We start from the raw sequence: 13,616 nt of genomic DNA on the forward strand, positions 1-13,616 counted from the left end.
CCCCCCCCCCCCCCCCCCCCCCCCCCCCCCCCCCCCCCCACAAAAACAACCCCCCCCCCCGGCGCGCCCCCGGGGGTTGGCCGGCGCCGCCCCCAAACCCCCGGGGAAACTGCGGAAGCTACGCCGCCAGCTTCACCGCGTGGGCAAAGTCCCAATAGAGCTTGCGCGCGCGCGTGTAGAGCGGGCCCGGCTGCAGCTCGCGATCGTCGATGCGGATCACCGGCGCGACTTTTGCGAAATTGCCGGTCGAAAAGATCTCGTCGGCGGCGAGGAAGTCGGCGTAACGCAGCGTCTTCTCGACCACGGTGACGCCGTCGGCGCGAAGCAGGCTGACGACGCGCTGCCGGGTGATACCATTGAGAAAGGTGCCGTTCGGCACCGGCGTGTAGACCACGCCGTCCTTGGCCATGAACACGTTGGAATTGCCGAACTCCGCGACGTTGCCGAGCATGTCGAGCATCAGCGCGTTCTGGAAGCCGCGCGAGGCGGCCTCGGCAAGCGCGCGCGAATTGTTCGGATAGAGACAGGCGGCCTTGGCCTCGACCGGGGCGCATTCGGCGGTGGGCCTGCGGAACGGCGACAGCGTGATCGCGTTGCCGACCGGCTTTGGCATCGGCGCCTCGTAGATGCACAGGCACCAATCGGTGGTCTCGGGATCGAACAGCACGCCGCCGCCCGAGCCGTTCCGCGCCCAGTACATCGGACGAACGTAAAGCTCGGCATTCGGCGCGAAGCGTGCGATGCCCTCGTTTGCGAGTGTCATCCAGGTTCCGGTATCGACCACCGGCTTCAGGCCAAAGTTGATCGCGGATTGATTGGCGCGGGCGACGTGGCGGTCGAGATCAGGCGCGACGCCTTCGAACGCCCGCGCGCCGTCAAACACGACCGAGCCGAGCCAGGCCGCATGCGTGCGCGGACCCATGATCGGCACATTGCCGTCGTGCCATTTGCCCTCGAAGAAGGTCCAGCTCGGCGAATATTCGATGGGCTTTTTGATCTCGGCCATGACCGGCCTCTCCCTTGGCGTGGTGCCGCATTATAGCGCCACTATTGGGCGCAATTTCTAAATGATTCCCTGCGGGAAAATGGTGAGTTACCCTCCCGTGAGGGGAAAGGAAGCACCATGCCGCTCGATCCGCTCGCAAAGCGCTTGTTGACCATGATGGCTGCGGCTGCGCCGCAGGCACGGAGCCGGCCGAGCGTGGAAGCACGGCGGCAATCATTGGCAAAGCTGATGCAGTTTGCGCGCGCCGATGCGCCTGACGTGACGACGTCCGACGGCGTGCTGCCTGGTCCCGGCGGCGCGCTGCCCTATCGTCTCTATTCACCCGCAGGCGCCGATGATCGCGCGCCCGGCTTCGTGTTCTTTCACGGCGGCGGGCTCGTTGCCGGCAGCATCGCCACGCATGACCGCATCGCGGCGGCGTTGGCACATGCGACCGGTTGCCGCCTCGTCTCGGTCGATTACCGGCTGGCGCCAGAGCACAAATTCCCCGCCGCTGTGGACGATGCGATTGCTGCCACCGAATGGGTGGCGCGCGAGGCCGCATCGCTCGGCATCGACGCCGGGCGTCTGGTGCTCGGCGGCGATTCCGCCGGTGCAACGCTCGCTGCGATCGTGTGTCAGGAGGCGGCGCAGACAGCTGGTCTTTCCATCGTCGCGCAATGCCTGATCTGCCCGGTGCTGGATTTCGAGGAGGCCTCGCCTTCGCGCAAGGCGTTCGCCGAAGGCCACCTGATCGACCGCGTCACGATCGAAGCCGATCTCGCCGACTATCTGCCCGAGGCCCTGGATACTGCCGATCCCCGCATCTCGCCCTTGCGCGCGACACGGCTTGCGGGCCTGCCGACCGCCATCATCCACACCGCCGAGTACGACCCGATGCGCGACGAGGGCAATGCCTATGCGCGCAAGCTGCTCGCTGCGGGCGTCACGGTCGAGCACGTCTGCCACGAGGGCATGGTCCACAATTTCCAAGCCATGGGCGCAATTCTGCCGCAGGCGCAGCTCGTGCTGTCGCAGATCGGTGAGCAGGTCAGGCGGGCGGTGGGGACGTGAAGCACCTCGTCTTGCCGTCTCCCGCAACGGGAGAGGAAAGAGAATGCCTCACGCTCTTGCCCCGATGACGGAACGCGCCGCCGCGACGTAGTTTGGCCAATGCGCATCCGCATAACGCTCGGCCTGTCGCGCGCAGGTGATTTCGGGCGCATGCGCAGCTGCGATCATGCGCGCAAAGCGCTCTTCGGCGACCGTCACATCATCGGCCGCGGTCGAGGGCGCGGCTCCAGCGGCGGTCGGCGCAACGGCGAGTCCCGCCAGTCCGGCGAGCAGGATGCGGCGTGACGTGTCCATGGCTGTCGTTCCCTCTTCATTGCACTTCGATCGTGACCGGCGAATGCATCGCCATGGCGGCGGCAGGGTACCGTGACGCTTCCGTCCAGTCCAGCAGCTGGGGCAGTGTGGTCAGTCCGGCACCGGCACGTCGAACGTGTTCAGCGTGACCGACACCATGCAGTAAACGCCGACGAGATAGGACAGTTCGGCCGCACCGTGCTCGCCGAATTCCTTGACCGCGGCCCGATAAGTCAGTTCCGGCAGCACGCCGCCGCTGACCAATGCGGACGCCACGTCGTAGGCGACGGCTTCCTGCTTGGTGAGATCGACCGGCCGCTGTCCGGCGACGATGGTCGCGAGCTTCTCGTCGGAGAGGCCGCGCTGCTCGGCAACCAGCACATGCGCATAGAGTTCGTAGCCGGAGCGGAAATGCGAGCCGGTGACGAGGATCGCGACCTCACGCACCGGCGCCGGCAGCAGCGGGTTCGCCGCGATCGCCTTGACCAGCTCCCACACCGGCTTGCCGAAGCGCGGCTCACGGATCCAGGGATTCCAGGGCCCGAGCAGCGCGCCATCGTCGCGCATGTTCACAAAGCCCTTGAAGTGGTCCTTGATGCCAGCTCGCATGTCGTCATAGAGCGGCTTCTGTTCGGCACTCAGGTCTTTCGGGTCGAGAATGGGAAGGCGCACGGCAGGTCTCCTCGTTGAGAAGCCGCGAAACTCGCCCGCAGGCGCTCGCAAGGCAAGTGAAGTTGCCGTGACGGCCGTGCAATCTTGCAATGGCAGGGAGGCGCCAGCTATCAGGCCTCAGGATTTCGCAAGTTCTGCGGATTCGTTACGTCTTCGAACTCAAGCCCCAGTGGCTGCGCTGTATCGAGGAACGACGACAAGGCCGCCTCGAACGGCGCTGGATCGAGTCCGCGCGCTTTCAGCCAGGCGGGCTCATAATAGGTCTGCCGGTAGCGCTCGCCGGAATCGCAGATCAGCGTCACCAGCGATCCCGTCTGATTCGCCTTTCGCATCTCCGAGGCGAGCCGGCACAGCGCCAGGAAATTGGTGCCCGTAGAGCCCCCCACCGCGCGACGCAGCCGGCGTGACAGTACGTTCATCGCCGCGATCGTCGCCGCATCCGGGATCTTCATCATGCGGTCGACCACGCCCGGCACGAAGGAGGGCTCGCAGCGCGGCCGGCCGACACCTTCGATCAGCGAAGGGCGGTCGCAAACATGAGAGCGGTCCTGCGAGCTGAAGCAGTCGAAGAAAGCGGAATGCTCGACATCGGCGACGCACAGCCGCGTCGGGTATTGGCGATAACGCAAATAGCGTCCGATGGTGGCCGAGGTGCCGCCGGTGCCCGCACCCATCACGATCCAGTCCGGCAGCGGGCGCGGCTCGCCCTGCAATTGCGTGAAGATGGATTCGGCGATGTTGTTGTTGCCGCGCCAGTCGGTGGCGCGCTCGGCGAAGGTGAACTGGTCCATGTAGTGGCCGCCCAGCCGTGCGGCCAGCGCGCCGGCCTCCGCATACAGCGCGCGGCCGTCGTCGATCAGATGGCAGTTACCGCCGTAATGCTCGATCGCGGCGATCTTCTCCGCCGAGGTCGTGCGCGGCATCACGGCATAGAAGGGCACGCCGATCATCTGCGCGAAATAGGCTTCCGACACTGCGGTCGATCCCGACGAGGCCTCGACGACAGGCGTGCCTTCGCGGATGTGGCCGTTGCAGAGCGCGTAAAGGAAGAGCGAGCGCGCGAGCCGGTGCTTCAGGCTGCCGGTCGGATGCGTCGACTCATCTTTCAGATAGATGTCGATGCCAGCGAGCGCCGGCACGATCAGCCGGATTAGATGCGTGTCGGCCGTGCGGCACTGGTCGGCCTCGATCGCGGCCACGGCTTCGTCGACCCAGCCGCGCCGATAGGCCGGCCCCGCCGGATTGAGGTGGCGGAAGGGGAATGTCTGCATCATCTGAATCTCCCATGATGCGGAACGCGCATCAATAGCTTCCGCTCAAAACTCCAGCGGCGCGTTGTCGACGACTTCCTTCATCACGAAGAAGGTGCGGGTCTGGCGCACGCCGGGCAGCGCGATCAGTTGCTCGCCGTGGATACGGTTGAAGTCCTCCATGTCGCCGACGCGGATCTTGAGGAAATAGTCGAAGTCGCCGGCGACGAGGTGACAGTCGAGCACGAATTTCAGCCTGGTGATCGCCTGCTCGAAGATCGCAAAGCTCTCCGGCGTCGAACGGTCGAGCACGACCCCGACCATCACCAGCGTACCCTTTGCCACCTTCTTCGGCGCGACGATGGCGCGGACGGCGGCGATGAAGCCGTGCTCGAACAGGCGCTGGGTGCGGCGATGGCAGGTGGCGGGACTGATGGCGACGGTTTCGGCCAGCTCGGCGTTGCTGAGCCGGCCGTTATTTTGCAGCAATCGCAACATCTTAAGGTCGACACGATCAAGACGAGCGGACATGGAAGAAGCTTCCGTTCTTAGTACCTAGTCCGAAAGGAATACCACACATCTCGTCCATTATCGCAAGATCATCCGCAATAGAGGCGCAATATTTGAAAGCACCTTTTTGCAGAGCGATGCTAGCATTTTTGGAGACATTAACGCCAATCGGGATGACCTGACGATGCTCGAAAAATTCGCGCGCTATCCGCTGACCTTTGGTCCGACGCCCATCGAGAAGCTGGAGCGGCTGTCAAAGCATCTCGGCGGCAATGTCGAGGTCTATGCCAAGCGCGAGGACTGCAATTCCGGCCTCGCTTATGGCGGCAACAAGCTGCGCAAGCTCGAATACATCATCCCCGACGCGATCGCCTCGAACGCCGACACGCTGGTCTCGATCGGTGGCGTGCAGTCCAACCACACCCGCATGATCGCGGCCGTCGCGGCCAAGATCGGCATGAAGTGCCGCCTGGTGCAGGAGGCCTGGGTGCCGCACGAGGACGCCGTCTATGACCGCGTCGGCAACATCATGCTGTCGCGCATCATGGGCGCCGACGTGCGCCTGGTCGACGACGGCTTCGACATCGGCATCCGCAAGAGCTGGGAGGACGCGATCGAGGAGGTGAAGGCGGCGGGCGGCAAGCCCTATGCGATTCCCGCCGGCGCCTCCGTGCACAAATTCGGCGGCCTCGGCTATGTCGGCTTCGCCGAGGAAGTGCGCAAGCAGGAAGCCGAACTCGGCTTCAAGTTCGACTACATCGTGGTCTGCACCGTCACCGGCTCGACCCATGCCGGCATGCTGGTCGGCTTCGCCGCCGATGGCCGCGCGCGAAAGGTGATCGGCATCGACGCCTCCTTCACCCCGGCGCAGACCAAGGCGCAGGTGCTCTCGATCGCACAGAACACGGCCAAGCTCGTCGAGCTCGGCAAGGATCTCGTCGCCGACGACGTCGTGCTGATCGAGGATTATGCTTATCCCGCCTACGGCGTGCCGTCGGAAGAAACCAAGGAGGCAATCCGCCTCACCGCGCGTCTCGAAGCCATGATCACCGACCCCGTCTACGAGGGCAAGTCGATGCAGGGCCTGATCGATCTCACGCAGAAGGGCTATTTCGAGAAGGGCGCAAAGATCCTCTACGCCCATCTCGGCGGCGCGCCGGCGCTGAACGGCTATGGATATGCGTTCCGGAACGGCTAGCGCGTCGGTGATGTGAGGCGGCGCGCACCTCCCGACGAGTGTCGTCCTGGCGAAAGCCAGGACCGATTACCCCGACTGCCAATTGTTGAAACACGCTGAGGCAGTCAGCGTGCCTTTTCCTACGGCCCGTGGCTATGGATCCCGGATCGGCGCTCCGCTTCGCTGCGCTTGTCCGGGATGACGGCGGAGGTGTGCCCGCGCCCTACCGCGTCCTGACGATCTGCAGCAGCTCGTCGCCGTAATGCTCGAGCTTCTTGTCTCCGATGCCGGGCACATTGCGCAGTTCGTCCAGCGTGGTCGGCCATGCGCGAACGATGCCGTCGATGGTGGCGTCATGCAGCACGACGTAGGCCGGCACGCCACGTGCGCGGGCAATGTCCGAGCGCCACGCTCGTAGCCGCGCGCGCAATTCAGGATCGACATCGCCCTGCGGCGCGTCGGCTGCCGGGGCCAGATCACCGCGGCGGGACTTGGCGCGGCTCGAACGGATCCGGACGCCGGGCGCCTCTTCGCGCAGCCACACTTCCGTTTCGCCCCGCAGCACGCCGCGCGACGAATCCGTCAGCTTCAGCGCGCCGAACGATTCGCTGTCACTCAGCAAATGTCCCATCGCCACGAGCTGCCGCAGCACCGTACGCCACTGCTTCTCGTTGAGCTCGCGTCCGATGCCGAAAACGGTGAGCTTGTCGTGACCGAACTGCGTCACCTTCTCGGTCAGGCGTCCGATCAGCACGTCGATGAGGTGCATCGCGCCGAAACGCTGCCCGGTGCGATAGGCACAGGATAGCAGTTTTTGCGCCAGCACCCTGCCGTCGCGCATTTTCGGCGGCGTCAGGCAATTGTCGCAATTGCCGCAGCCCTCGCCCATCACGATCTCGCCGAAATAGGCGAGCAGCCGCCGGCGCCGGCAGTGCGGCGTTTCGGCGAGGCCAACGAGCGCATCGAGCTTGCCAATCGAGACCCGCTTGAATTCGTCGGAGCCGCTCGACTCGTCGATCATGCGGCGCTGCTGCACGATGTCCGAGAGACCGTAGGCCATCCAGGCCGCCGACGGCTTGCCGTCGCGGCCGGCGCGTCCTGTCTCCTGGTAATAGGCCTCGATGCTCTTGGGTAGATCGAGATGCGCGACGAAGCGCACGTCCGGCTTGTCGATGCCCATGCCGAAGGCAATGGTCGCGACGATGACGATGCCGTCCTCGTTGAGGAAGCGGTCCTGGTTGCGCGAGCGCACGCTGCTGTCGAGCCCGGCGTGATAGGGCAATGCGGCAATGCCGGCGTCGTCGAGCGCCGCGGCGACCTCCTCGACCCGTTTGCGGGAGAGACAATAAACGACGCCCGCATCACCTGCGTGACGCCCCCGGATGAAATCCTTGAGCTGCGACACCGCGTTGCGCTTGTCGACGATCTCATAACGGATGTTGGGACGATCGAAGCTGGAGACGAAGTGCGGACTGTCTGCAAGCTGAAGCCGCTCGACGATCTCCTTGCGGGTCAATTCGTCGGCAGTCGCGGTCAGCGCGATGCGCGGCACGTCGGGAAAGCGCTCGGCGATGATCGACAGGCCGACATATTCGGGGCGGAAATCATGGCCCCATTGCGAGACGCAATGCGCCTCGTCGATCGCGAACAGCGCCACCTTCGCCCGCGCCAGCAGCGCCAGGCAGCGCGGCGTCAGCAGCCGTTCCGGCGCGACATAGAGCAGGTCGAGATCACCCACGATCAGGCGCCGCTCGATGTCGGAGGCTTCCTGCGGGGTCAGCGACGAGTTCAGCGCGGCCGCGTTGACCCCGGCTTCGAGCATGGCGGCGACCTGGTCGCGCATCAGCGCAATCAAGGGCGACACCACGACACCGCAGCCTTCGCGCAGCAGCGCCGGCAATTGATAGCACAGCGACTTGCCGCCGCCGGTCGGCATCAACACCAGGCAATTGCCGCCGCCGGTGACGTGCCGGATGATCTCGCCCTGCGCGCCGCGGAACCCGGGCAGGCCGAACACCGAACGCAGCACCGACAGCGCATCGCGGCCCTGGGCCGGCGCAGGCAGCGGAGCGGTGGAAGGAGAGGACATGGGCATGTCGGGGTGAGGCCGTGAGATTCGTCACAAGGCCAGTCGCATGACCGCGCAGGCGTGGCAAGGCTGTTTGCTCCGCAGGACGCCGCCTTCCACCCTTCGTGGGAAGAAAACTTTCTTACGCCCCGATCCTCCGCAGCGCTTCCGCGACCGTCACGATCGGCATGTCGCGCCTCGCGGCGGCCTGCAGCGCATGGCGCATCAGGTCCGGCGTGCAGCCATACGGGCTCGGCGCGTTGGCGACGTCATGACCGTAGAAGATCAGCCATCCGCCGCTCTCGACCGCCTCGTCGAAATAGCCATCGACACCCGTCGTATTGATCTCGCGATCGACCAGGGGCGAGGCCCGCAGGAACTGGAGATCGATGACGTCGCGATTGACGCCGGGAAGGATGCCGCGCGCCGAGCGGAAGGTCTTGGCGAGCTGCGGCTTGCGCCACACCGACGCGATGCCATAGGGGTAAGCAAAATTTTCGAGCGTGATCGAGGAATCGATGCCGCGAAAATGGCTGCGGTTTCGCTCGATCTCGCGGGCCATGGCGGTCTCGTCGAGATTGACCGCACTCTGGTGCGAGAAGGTGTGGCACGCAATCTCGTGCCCCGCCCGGTGAAGCCGCACGATCGCGTCGTTCGACAGGCCGTGCCAATGGTCCGAGGGACGATCGACCAGGCTGCCCGCGAGATAGAAGGTACCGCGGCCGCCATGCTGCTCCAGAAGCTCGGCGCCCTCGCCTGCGGCGCTATCGGGGGCATCGTCGAAGGTGAAGCTCACCATGGGCGCATGCGCGGGCAGACGGTGCGGCGCGGCACGAAAGTGCCGGGCCAGCCGATTGCTCACGCGTCCCTGGAGTGCCGACCACACGACTCGCATTTCCTGTCTGCCCCGCCGTCACTGAAGCATTCGTGCGCCGCTCGAGGCAAGCTACACACTTCGTTAGTCCTAACGTCGATGCCGTCGTCCCGACCTAACGTGCAAGCACCGACGCGTCGGTCCCCGCGCCGAGATATTGCAGCCAGTTCCGGAACAATGCCGCCGCGGCGCTGCCCGCGGCAATATCGGCACGCAAATTCAGCGCGGGCAGCTCGTTGCTGAGCGCGGGGTGGCGCTGGTGCCTTGCCTGTTTCTCGAAGCGGACCAGCTTCTCTTCGGTCGAAGCGTCAAAATAGCTCACGGGCAGATGCGGATAATTGTCGCGCTCACGCGCGAGATAACGGCCGATGTCGCGCAGATATTCACGCTGAAGCGACAGCGCGTCATATTCCGGATGGCCCTGGAAGAACACGAATCGGCTGGCATATTGGCGGACGAAGGTATCGACGCCGGCCTTTGCCGAACGCGTCAGCACCTGGTAGCCGGCCTCAACGAGGTCGCTCTCGGCGATCTCGTTGAGACGCGAATGCGAGACCTTGAGGGGAGCGGGCGCGGCCCGCGTCAGCGGATCCCTGGTCACGGCTTCGCAGTCGAAAATGCCGTGACATTTGGCCGGCAGCGGCCGCCGTTCGATGCGGTCGAGATGCAGCACCGCGGCATGCGCAGCGAGGCACGACCAGATCGTCGAGCGCGTGTTGACCTTGGCCCAGTCGATCAGCTCGGTGAGATCGCGCCAATACGGTTCCTGGTCGAGCTCAGGCGCGATCGGCTCGGCGCCGGTCACGATCAGGCCGTCGAACCTGTGGCGTCTGAGCTCGGTGAGTTCCGAGTATTCGCTCTCGACATGCCATCTCGCTTCCGGCGAGCGCTTCACCGAAGGCAGCGAGAAGCAGTGAAAGCGGATGCGGCGCGGACCTGCTGCGGCTTGCAGCAGCTTCATGAATTGCCGCTCGGTCGCCTTCAGCGCCGGATCCGGCATGTTGTTGATCAACCCGATCGTGAGCTCGGTGCCGCCGGGCTCGCGCGCCAGATCGCCCGCTCCCGGCACCAGCGCCGGGCTCGATATAGCTTGATCCCTGTCGATCAGGATCGTCATCGGCGCAGCCGCCTACTCCGCGGCCTGGAGGCGCGCGGACGGGCAGGCCTTTTCCAGTGCCTGATCGAGGTCCTCGATGATGTCCTGGCAATGCTCGATGCCGATCGACAAGCGGATCGTTTCCGGCAAAACGCCGGCGACCCGCTGCTGCTCCGCCGACATCTGCCGGTGCGTGGTCGAGGCCGGATGGCAGGCCAGCGACTTGGCATCGCCGATATTGACGAGGCGCGTGATCAGCTTCAGCGCATCGTAGAAGGACTTGCCGGCTTCCATGCCGCCCTTGATGCCGAAGGTGAACAGCGACGAGGCGTTGCCGTCGAGATATTTCTGCACCAGCGGATAATAGGGACTGTCCGGGAAGCCGGTGTAGTTGACCCAGGCCACGCGCGGATCCTTGCGCAGGAATTCGGCGACCTTGCGGGCGTTTTCGCAGTGGCGCTCCATGCGCAGCGCGACGGTTTCGATGCCCTGGAGCAGCAGGAAGGCGTTGAACGGCGACAGCACCGAACCCATGGTGCGCTGATAGATGCTGCGCGCGCGCTCGATATAGGCTGTGCGGCCGAAGCGCTCGGCATAGACGAGGCCGTGATAGGAGGCATCCGGCTTGTTGTAACCGGGGAAGCGGTCGGCGTGCTTCGCCCAGGGGAAATTTCCGGAGTCGACGATGGCGCCGCCGAGCGTGGTGCCGTGACCGCCCAGAAACTTGGTCAGCGAATGCACGGCGATGTCGGCGCCGTAATCGAACGGCTTGAGCAGGATGGGCGTTGCAACGGTATTGTCGACGATCAGCGGCACGCCGTGGGCGTGGGCGACCTTCGCCAGGGCTTCGATGTCGCAGACATTGCCGGCGGGATTGCCGATGGTTTCGGCGAACACGGCGCGGGTGTTCTCGTCGATCAGCCTTTCGATTGCCTCGGGCTTGTCGCTCTCGGCGAAGCGGCCGGTGATGCCCTGCCGCGGCAGGATGTGCGAGAGCAGCGTATGCGTGGTGCCATAGAGCTGTGGCACGGAAACGATGTTGCCGCCGTGATCGGCGACGTTGACGAAGGCGAAATGCAGCGCGGCCTGCCCGGTCGCGACCGCAAGCGCGCCGACGCCGCCCTCGAGCTCCGCGATACGCTTTTCCAGCACCGCGCTGGTCGGATTGGCGATGCGGCTGTAGCGATAGCCTTCGGTCTCGAGATTGAAGAGCGCCGCGCCGTGATCGGCGCTGTCGAAGGCGTAGGCCGCGGTCTGGTAGATCGGCACGGCAACCGCGTGCGTGGTGGCTTCGGGCTCGTAGCCGGCGTGAATAGCGATCGTCTCGTTGCGCATCGTGCCACCTCCGCGTGGAGCGGGCCGCACTTATTGGCCTGTATGAGGCATGTGCGTTGTCCGCCGTCCCTCTGTTAGAGGCGGGTGGTAAAGCGGACAATAATTCGTCTAGAGATCGAGGAAGTAACCCTAACGGTTGTTGGGGAATTGGCTAAAATTCAAGTCAAATTGGATTAATGAAGTTTTGCGGTTGGCGGCAGCGAACACGCTGCACTCCCTTCTCCCCTTGTGGGAGAAGGTGGCGCGAAGCGCCGGATGAGGGGTCTCTATCCATACGGCCAAGCTTGCGTTAGCGGAGAGAGACCCCTCACCCGTCTCGCCGCTGCGCGGCGAGCCACCCTCTCCCACAAGGGGAGAGGGAAACAACTTCGCTGCCCTATCAGTCCATCTGTTCCCACAGCCGATGGGCGAGCACGCCGGCGCGCTTCTCGATCGCGGCCGCTGCATCGAGCGCGAGATCCTCGCGATAGCGCCCGGCAATGAGCTGCACGCCGATCGGCTGGCCATCGTGCAGCGTCACCGGCACCACGGCGCCCGGCAGGCCCAGCACGTTGATCGCGGAGATGAAGCGGATCTCGCCCCAGAAAATCTCGCGCACGCGCTCGGGGCTGACAGTGTCCTCGCGCGGGCTAGGCGTCGGCTTCACCGTGGTCGGTGCCAGCACCACCGGATACTCCTCGAAGAACAATTGCCAGGCGCGAATGTGGCCGTTGCGCGCGGCGGTCGCCTGCATCCAGGCCTTGAGGTCGAGCACGTTGGCCTTGGCTTTCATTCCGCCCCACGCCTTGTGGAAGTCTTCCGACGTCACCTTCAGCATGCCGGCCTCCTGCATCACCATCGTCTCGTTGGTGATGATGTCGCACCAGGTCTGCCAGACGCCGTCGATGTCGGGCACGTCGACCTCGCTGACGCGATAGCCGGAACGCTCCAGGTGATCGGCGGCCTGACGCAACGCCGCCGCGACGTGCGGATCGACGTCCATGTCTTCAGGAATCCTGGCGAGCGCGACCTTGATCGGCCCCTTCGGCTTCGGCCCGACCAGCGGCGCCGGTACCCACCAGGGATCGCGCGGATCGCGCTGGCTCATCACCTCCAGCGCGAGACGGACGTCGGCGACGTGGCGGGCGAGCGGACCCTGCGCCGACATCAGATGCGCCAGCATCGGCCGCTCGGCGGTGGCGCTTGCGTTGAACGCCGGAATACGCCCCTGTGTCGGCTTGATGGTCGTAACGCCGTTGCAATGCGCCGGCCAGCGCAGCGAGCCGCCGATGTCGTTGCCGTGCGCGATGGTGCCTATGCCGGCGGCGACCGCCGAACCCGCACCGCCCGAGGAGCCGCCGCAGGTGATATTGGGATCCCAGGGATTGAGCGTCAGCCCGTGCAGGGGATTGTCGGTGAAGCCGCGGAAGGAGAATTCCGGCGTGTTGGTGAGGCCGATGATGATCGCGCCAGCCTTCTTCAGGTTGCGCACCACCGGCGAATCCGACGGCGCGATGAGGTCCTTGTTGGCGGGGACGCCATTGAAGTTCGGACGGCCCTCGTAGTCGACGTTCTCCTTGATCGTGATCGGTACGCCGTGCAGAAGGCCGAGCTCGCCGCCCTTCGCGCGCCGCTTGTCGGCCGCATGCGCCGCGGCCAGCGCCTCCTCAGAGAGATCGACGACAACCGCGTTCAGTCGCGGATTGACGGCCCGCATCCGCTCGAGATGCGCCTCGACGGTCTCGACCGCCGAGATGGCGCCGGAGCGGATTGCGGCTGCGGTCTCGACCGCCGACCATTGCCAGGCCGGGCCCTTGGGGCGGCGCGGTGCGGACAATTTTCGCGCGGCGGCCTTCTTGACCGGCTTGGTTGCAGCCTTCGCGACCTTGCCCTTGCGAACGGCGCTTGTCTTGCTGGAGGTCTTCGCTGCTTTCTTCGCAGCAGATTTCTTCCTGGTCGCCGTCTTCTTCGCCACGTCGCATCTCCTCACATTGCGCCGCGGAAGTTATGGAGGTCACGCCACCGTGTACAGGCGCGTTTCTGCATGGCGCGACTTCACGACGCGTTGTGGCGGCCGAAGGCGCGCGAGAGACGCTCATGCACCTTTGGGGCTTTTCCCACGACGCATGTACTGGTTGAATGATGGAATAAACTGCGGCCAGGTTGCCGCATCGCGACCGGGTTTTGACGCCGCCATTTGGACAGCGGCAATTGGAGCGGACACGGTGAGCGGCCCGAGACATAGGTGACAAAACGTACCGGACACATGGGTTACACTTTCCGCTTTTGTTCTGCGGGAGGT

13 protein-coding genes are annotated in these 13,616 nt (G+C 65.0%); 2 read left to right on the forward strand and 11 right to left on the reverse strand.

Annotated elements, in window-relative coordinates; translation table 11 throughout:
• Window positions 1-118: 118 nt before the first annotated feature.
• Complete coding sequence (locus AC0L23_RS30160) at window positions 119-1,006, reverse strand: branched-chain amino acid aminotransferase (RefSeq protein WP_085357845.1); 888 nt, start codon at window positions 1,004-1,006, stop codon at window positions 119-121.
• A gap of 117 nt (window positions 1,007-1,123) precedes the next feature.
• On the opposite strand from AC0L23_RS30160, the gene AC0L23_RS30165 reads away from it, so the two are divergent.
• Window positions 1,124-2,059 carry an alpha/beta hydrolase gene (locus AC0L23_RS30165; protein ID WP_085357847.1) on the forward strand — a complete coding sequence of 312 codons (936 nt, stop codon included), beginning with the start codon at window positions 1,124-1,126 and terminating at the stop codon, window positions 2,057-2,059.
• A gap of 48 nt (window positions 2,060-2,107) precedes the next feature.
• On the opposite strand, the gene AC0L23_RS30170 is transcribed toward AC0L23_RS30165, so the two are convergent.
• The 4 genes from AC0L23_RS30170 to AC0L23_RS30185 form a co-directional block, all read right to left on the reverse strand.
• The gene (locus AC0L23_RS30170) at window positions 2,108-2,353 is read right to left on the reverse strand and encodes a hypothetical protein (RefSeq protein WP_018452876.1); all 246 of its coding nucleotides are present in this window, start codon (window positions 2,351-2,353) and stop codon (window positions 2,108-2,110) included.
• Between the two features lie 111 nt (window positions 2,354-2,464).
• Window positions 2,465-3,025: a carboxymuconolactone decarboxylase family protein gene (locus AC0L23_RS30175; protein ID WP_027568030.1), complete on the reverse strand. Its 561-nt coding sequence runs from the start codon at window positions 3,023-3,025 to the stop codon at window positions 2,465-2,467.
• 110 nt (window positions 3,026-3,135) lie between these two features.
• The gene (locus AC0L23_RS30180; protein ID WP_085348413.1) at window positions 3,136-4,296 is read right to left on the reverse strand and encodes a PLP-dependent cysteine synthase family protein; all 1,161 of its coding nucleotides are present in this window, start codon (window positions 4,294-4,296) and stop codon (window positions 3,136-3,138) included.
• A 45-nt stretch (window positions 4,297-4,341) separates the two neighbouring features.
• Window positions 4,342-4,806: an Lrp/AsnC family transcriptional regulator gene (locus AC0L23_RS30185; RefSeq protein ID WP_026232411.1), complete on the reverse strand. Its 465-nt coding sequence runs from the start codon at window positions 4,804-4,806 to the stop codon at window positions 4,342-4,344.
• Window positions 4,807-4,969: 163 nt separating this feature from the next.
• Between AC0L23_RS30185 and AC0L23_RS30190 the strand changes: the two genes are divergently transcribed.
• Window positions 4,970-5,983, forward strand: coding sequence for a 1-aminocyclopropane-1-carboxylate deaminase (locus tag AC0L23_RS30190; protein WP_085348408.1), 1,014 nt, complete (start codon window positions 4,970-4,972; stop codon window positions 5,981-5,983).
• Window positions 5,984-6,185: 202 nt separating this feature from the next.
• Here AC0L23_RS30190 and recQ read toward each other — a convergent pair whose 3' ends face one another.
• The 6 genes from recQ to AC0L23_RS30220 form a co-directional block, all read right to left on the reverse strand.
• Complete coding sequence (recQ, locus tag AC0L23_RS30195; protein ID WP_018452866.1) at window positions 6,186-8,051, reverse strand: DNA helicase RecQ; 1,866 nt, start codon at window positions 8,049-8,051, stop codon at window positions 6,186-6,188.
• Window positions 8,052-8,172: 121 nt separating this feature from the next.
• Window positions 8,173-8,916 carry a polysaccharide deacetylase family protein gene (locus AC0L23_RS30200; RefSeq protein WP_026232410.1) on the reverse strand — a complete coding sequence of 248 codons (744 nt, stop codon included), beginning with the start codon at window positions 8,914-8,916 and terminating at the stop codon, window positions 8,173-8,175.
• 103 nt (window positions 8,917-9,019) lie between these two features.
• A complete protein-coding gene (metA, locus tag AC0L23_RS30205; RefSeq protein WP_018452864.1) occupies window positions 9,020-10,021 on the reverse strand; it encodes a homoserine O-succinyltransferase MetA in 1,002 nt (333 codons plus the stop codon).
• A gap of 12 nt (window positions 10,022-10,033) precedes the next feature.
• Window positions 10,034-11,335, reverse strand: a complete 1,302-nt coding sequence (locus AC0L23_RS30210; protein ID WP_085348411.1) for an O-acetylhomoserine aminocarboxypropyltransferase/cysteine synthase family protein — start codon at window positions 11,333-11,335, stop codon at window positions 10,034-10,036.
• Window positions 11,336-11,714: 379 nt separating this feature from the next.
• A complete protein-coding gene (locus tag AC0L23_RS30215) occupies window positions 11,715-13,289 on the reverse strand; it encodes an amidase family protein (protein WP_085357849.1) in 1,575 nt (524 codons plus the stop codon).
• Between the two features lie 120 nt (window positions 13,290-13,409).
• The coding region (locus tag AC0L23_RS30220) for a hypothetical protein (protein ID WP_473297369.1) at window positions 13,410-13,616 on the reverse strand (207 nt) is incomplete at its 5' end.

This window comes from Bradyrhizobium sp. MI1.4, from assembly GCF_055811315.1.

Excerpts from the sequence above, each read along its gene's own strand:
- AC0L23_RS30160 (WP_085357845.1), bottom strand. The coding sequence starts at position 1,006 with ATGGCCGAGATCAAAAAGCCCATCGAATATTCGCCGAGCTGGACCTTC.
- AC0L23_RS30165 (WP_085357847.1), top strand. The coding sequence starts at position 1,124 with ATGCCGCTCGATCCGCTCGCAAAGCGCTTGTTGACCATGATGGCTGCG.
- AC0L23_RS30170 (WP_018452876.1), bottom strand. The coding sequence starts at position 2,353 with ATGGACACGTCACGCCGCATCCTGCTCGCCGGACTGGCGGGACTCGCC.
- AC0L23_RS30180 (WP_085348413.1), bottom strand. The coding sequence starts at position 4,296 with ATGCAGACATTCCCCTTCCGCCACCTCAATCCGGCGGGGCCGGCCTAT.
- AC0L23_RS30185 (WP_026232411.1), bottom strand. The coding sequence starts at position 4,806 with ATGTCCGCTCGTCTTGATCGTGTCGACCTTAAGATGTTGCGATTGCTG.
- AC0L23_RS30190 (WP_085348408.1), top strand. The coding sequence starts at position 4,970 with ATGCTCGAAAAATTCGCGCGCTATCCGCTGACCTTTGGTCCGACGCCC.
- recQ (WP_018452866.1), bottom strand. The coding sequence starts at position 8,051 with ATGTCCTCTCCTTCCACCGCTCCGCTGCCTGCGCCGGCCCAGGGCCGC.
- metA (WP_018452864.1), bottom strand. The coding sequence starts at position 10,021 with ATGACGATCCTGATCGACAGGGATCAAGCTATATCGAGCCCGGCGCTG.
- AC0L23_RS30210 (WP_085348411.1), bottom strand. The coding sequence starts at position 11,335 with ATGCGCAACGAGACGATCGCTATTCACGCCGGCTACGAGCCCGAAGCC.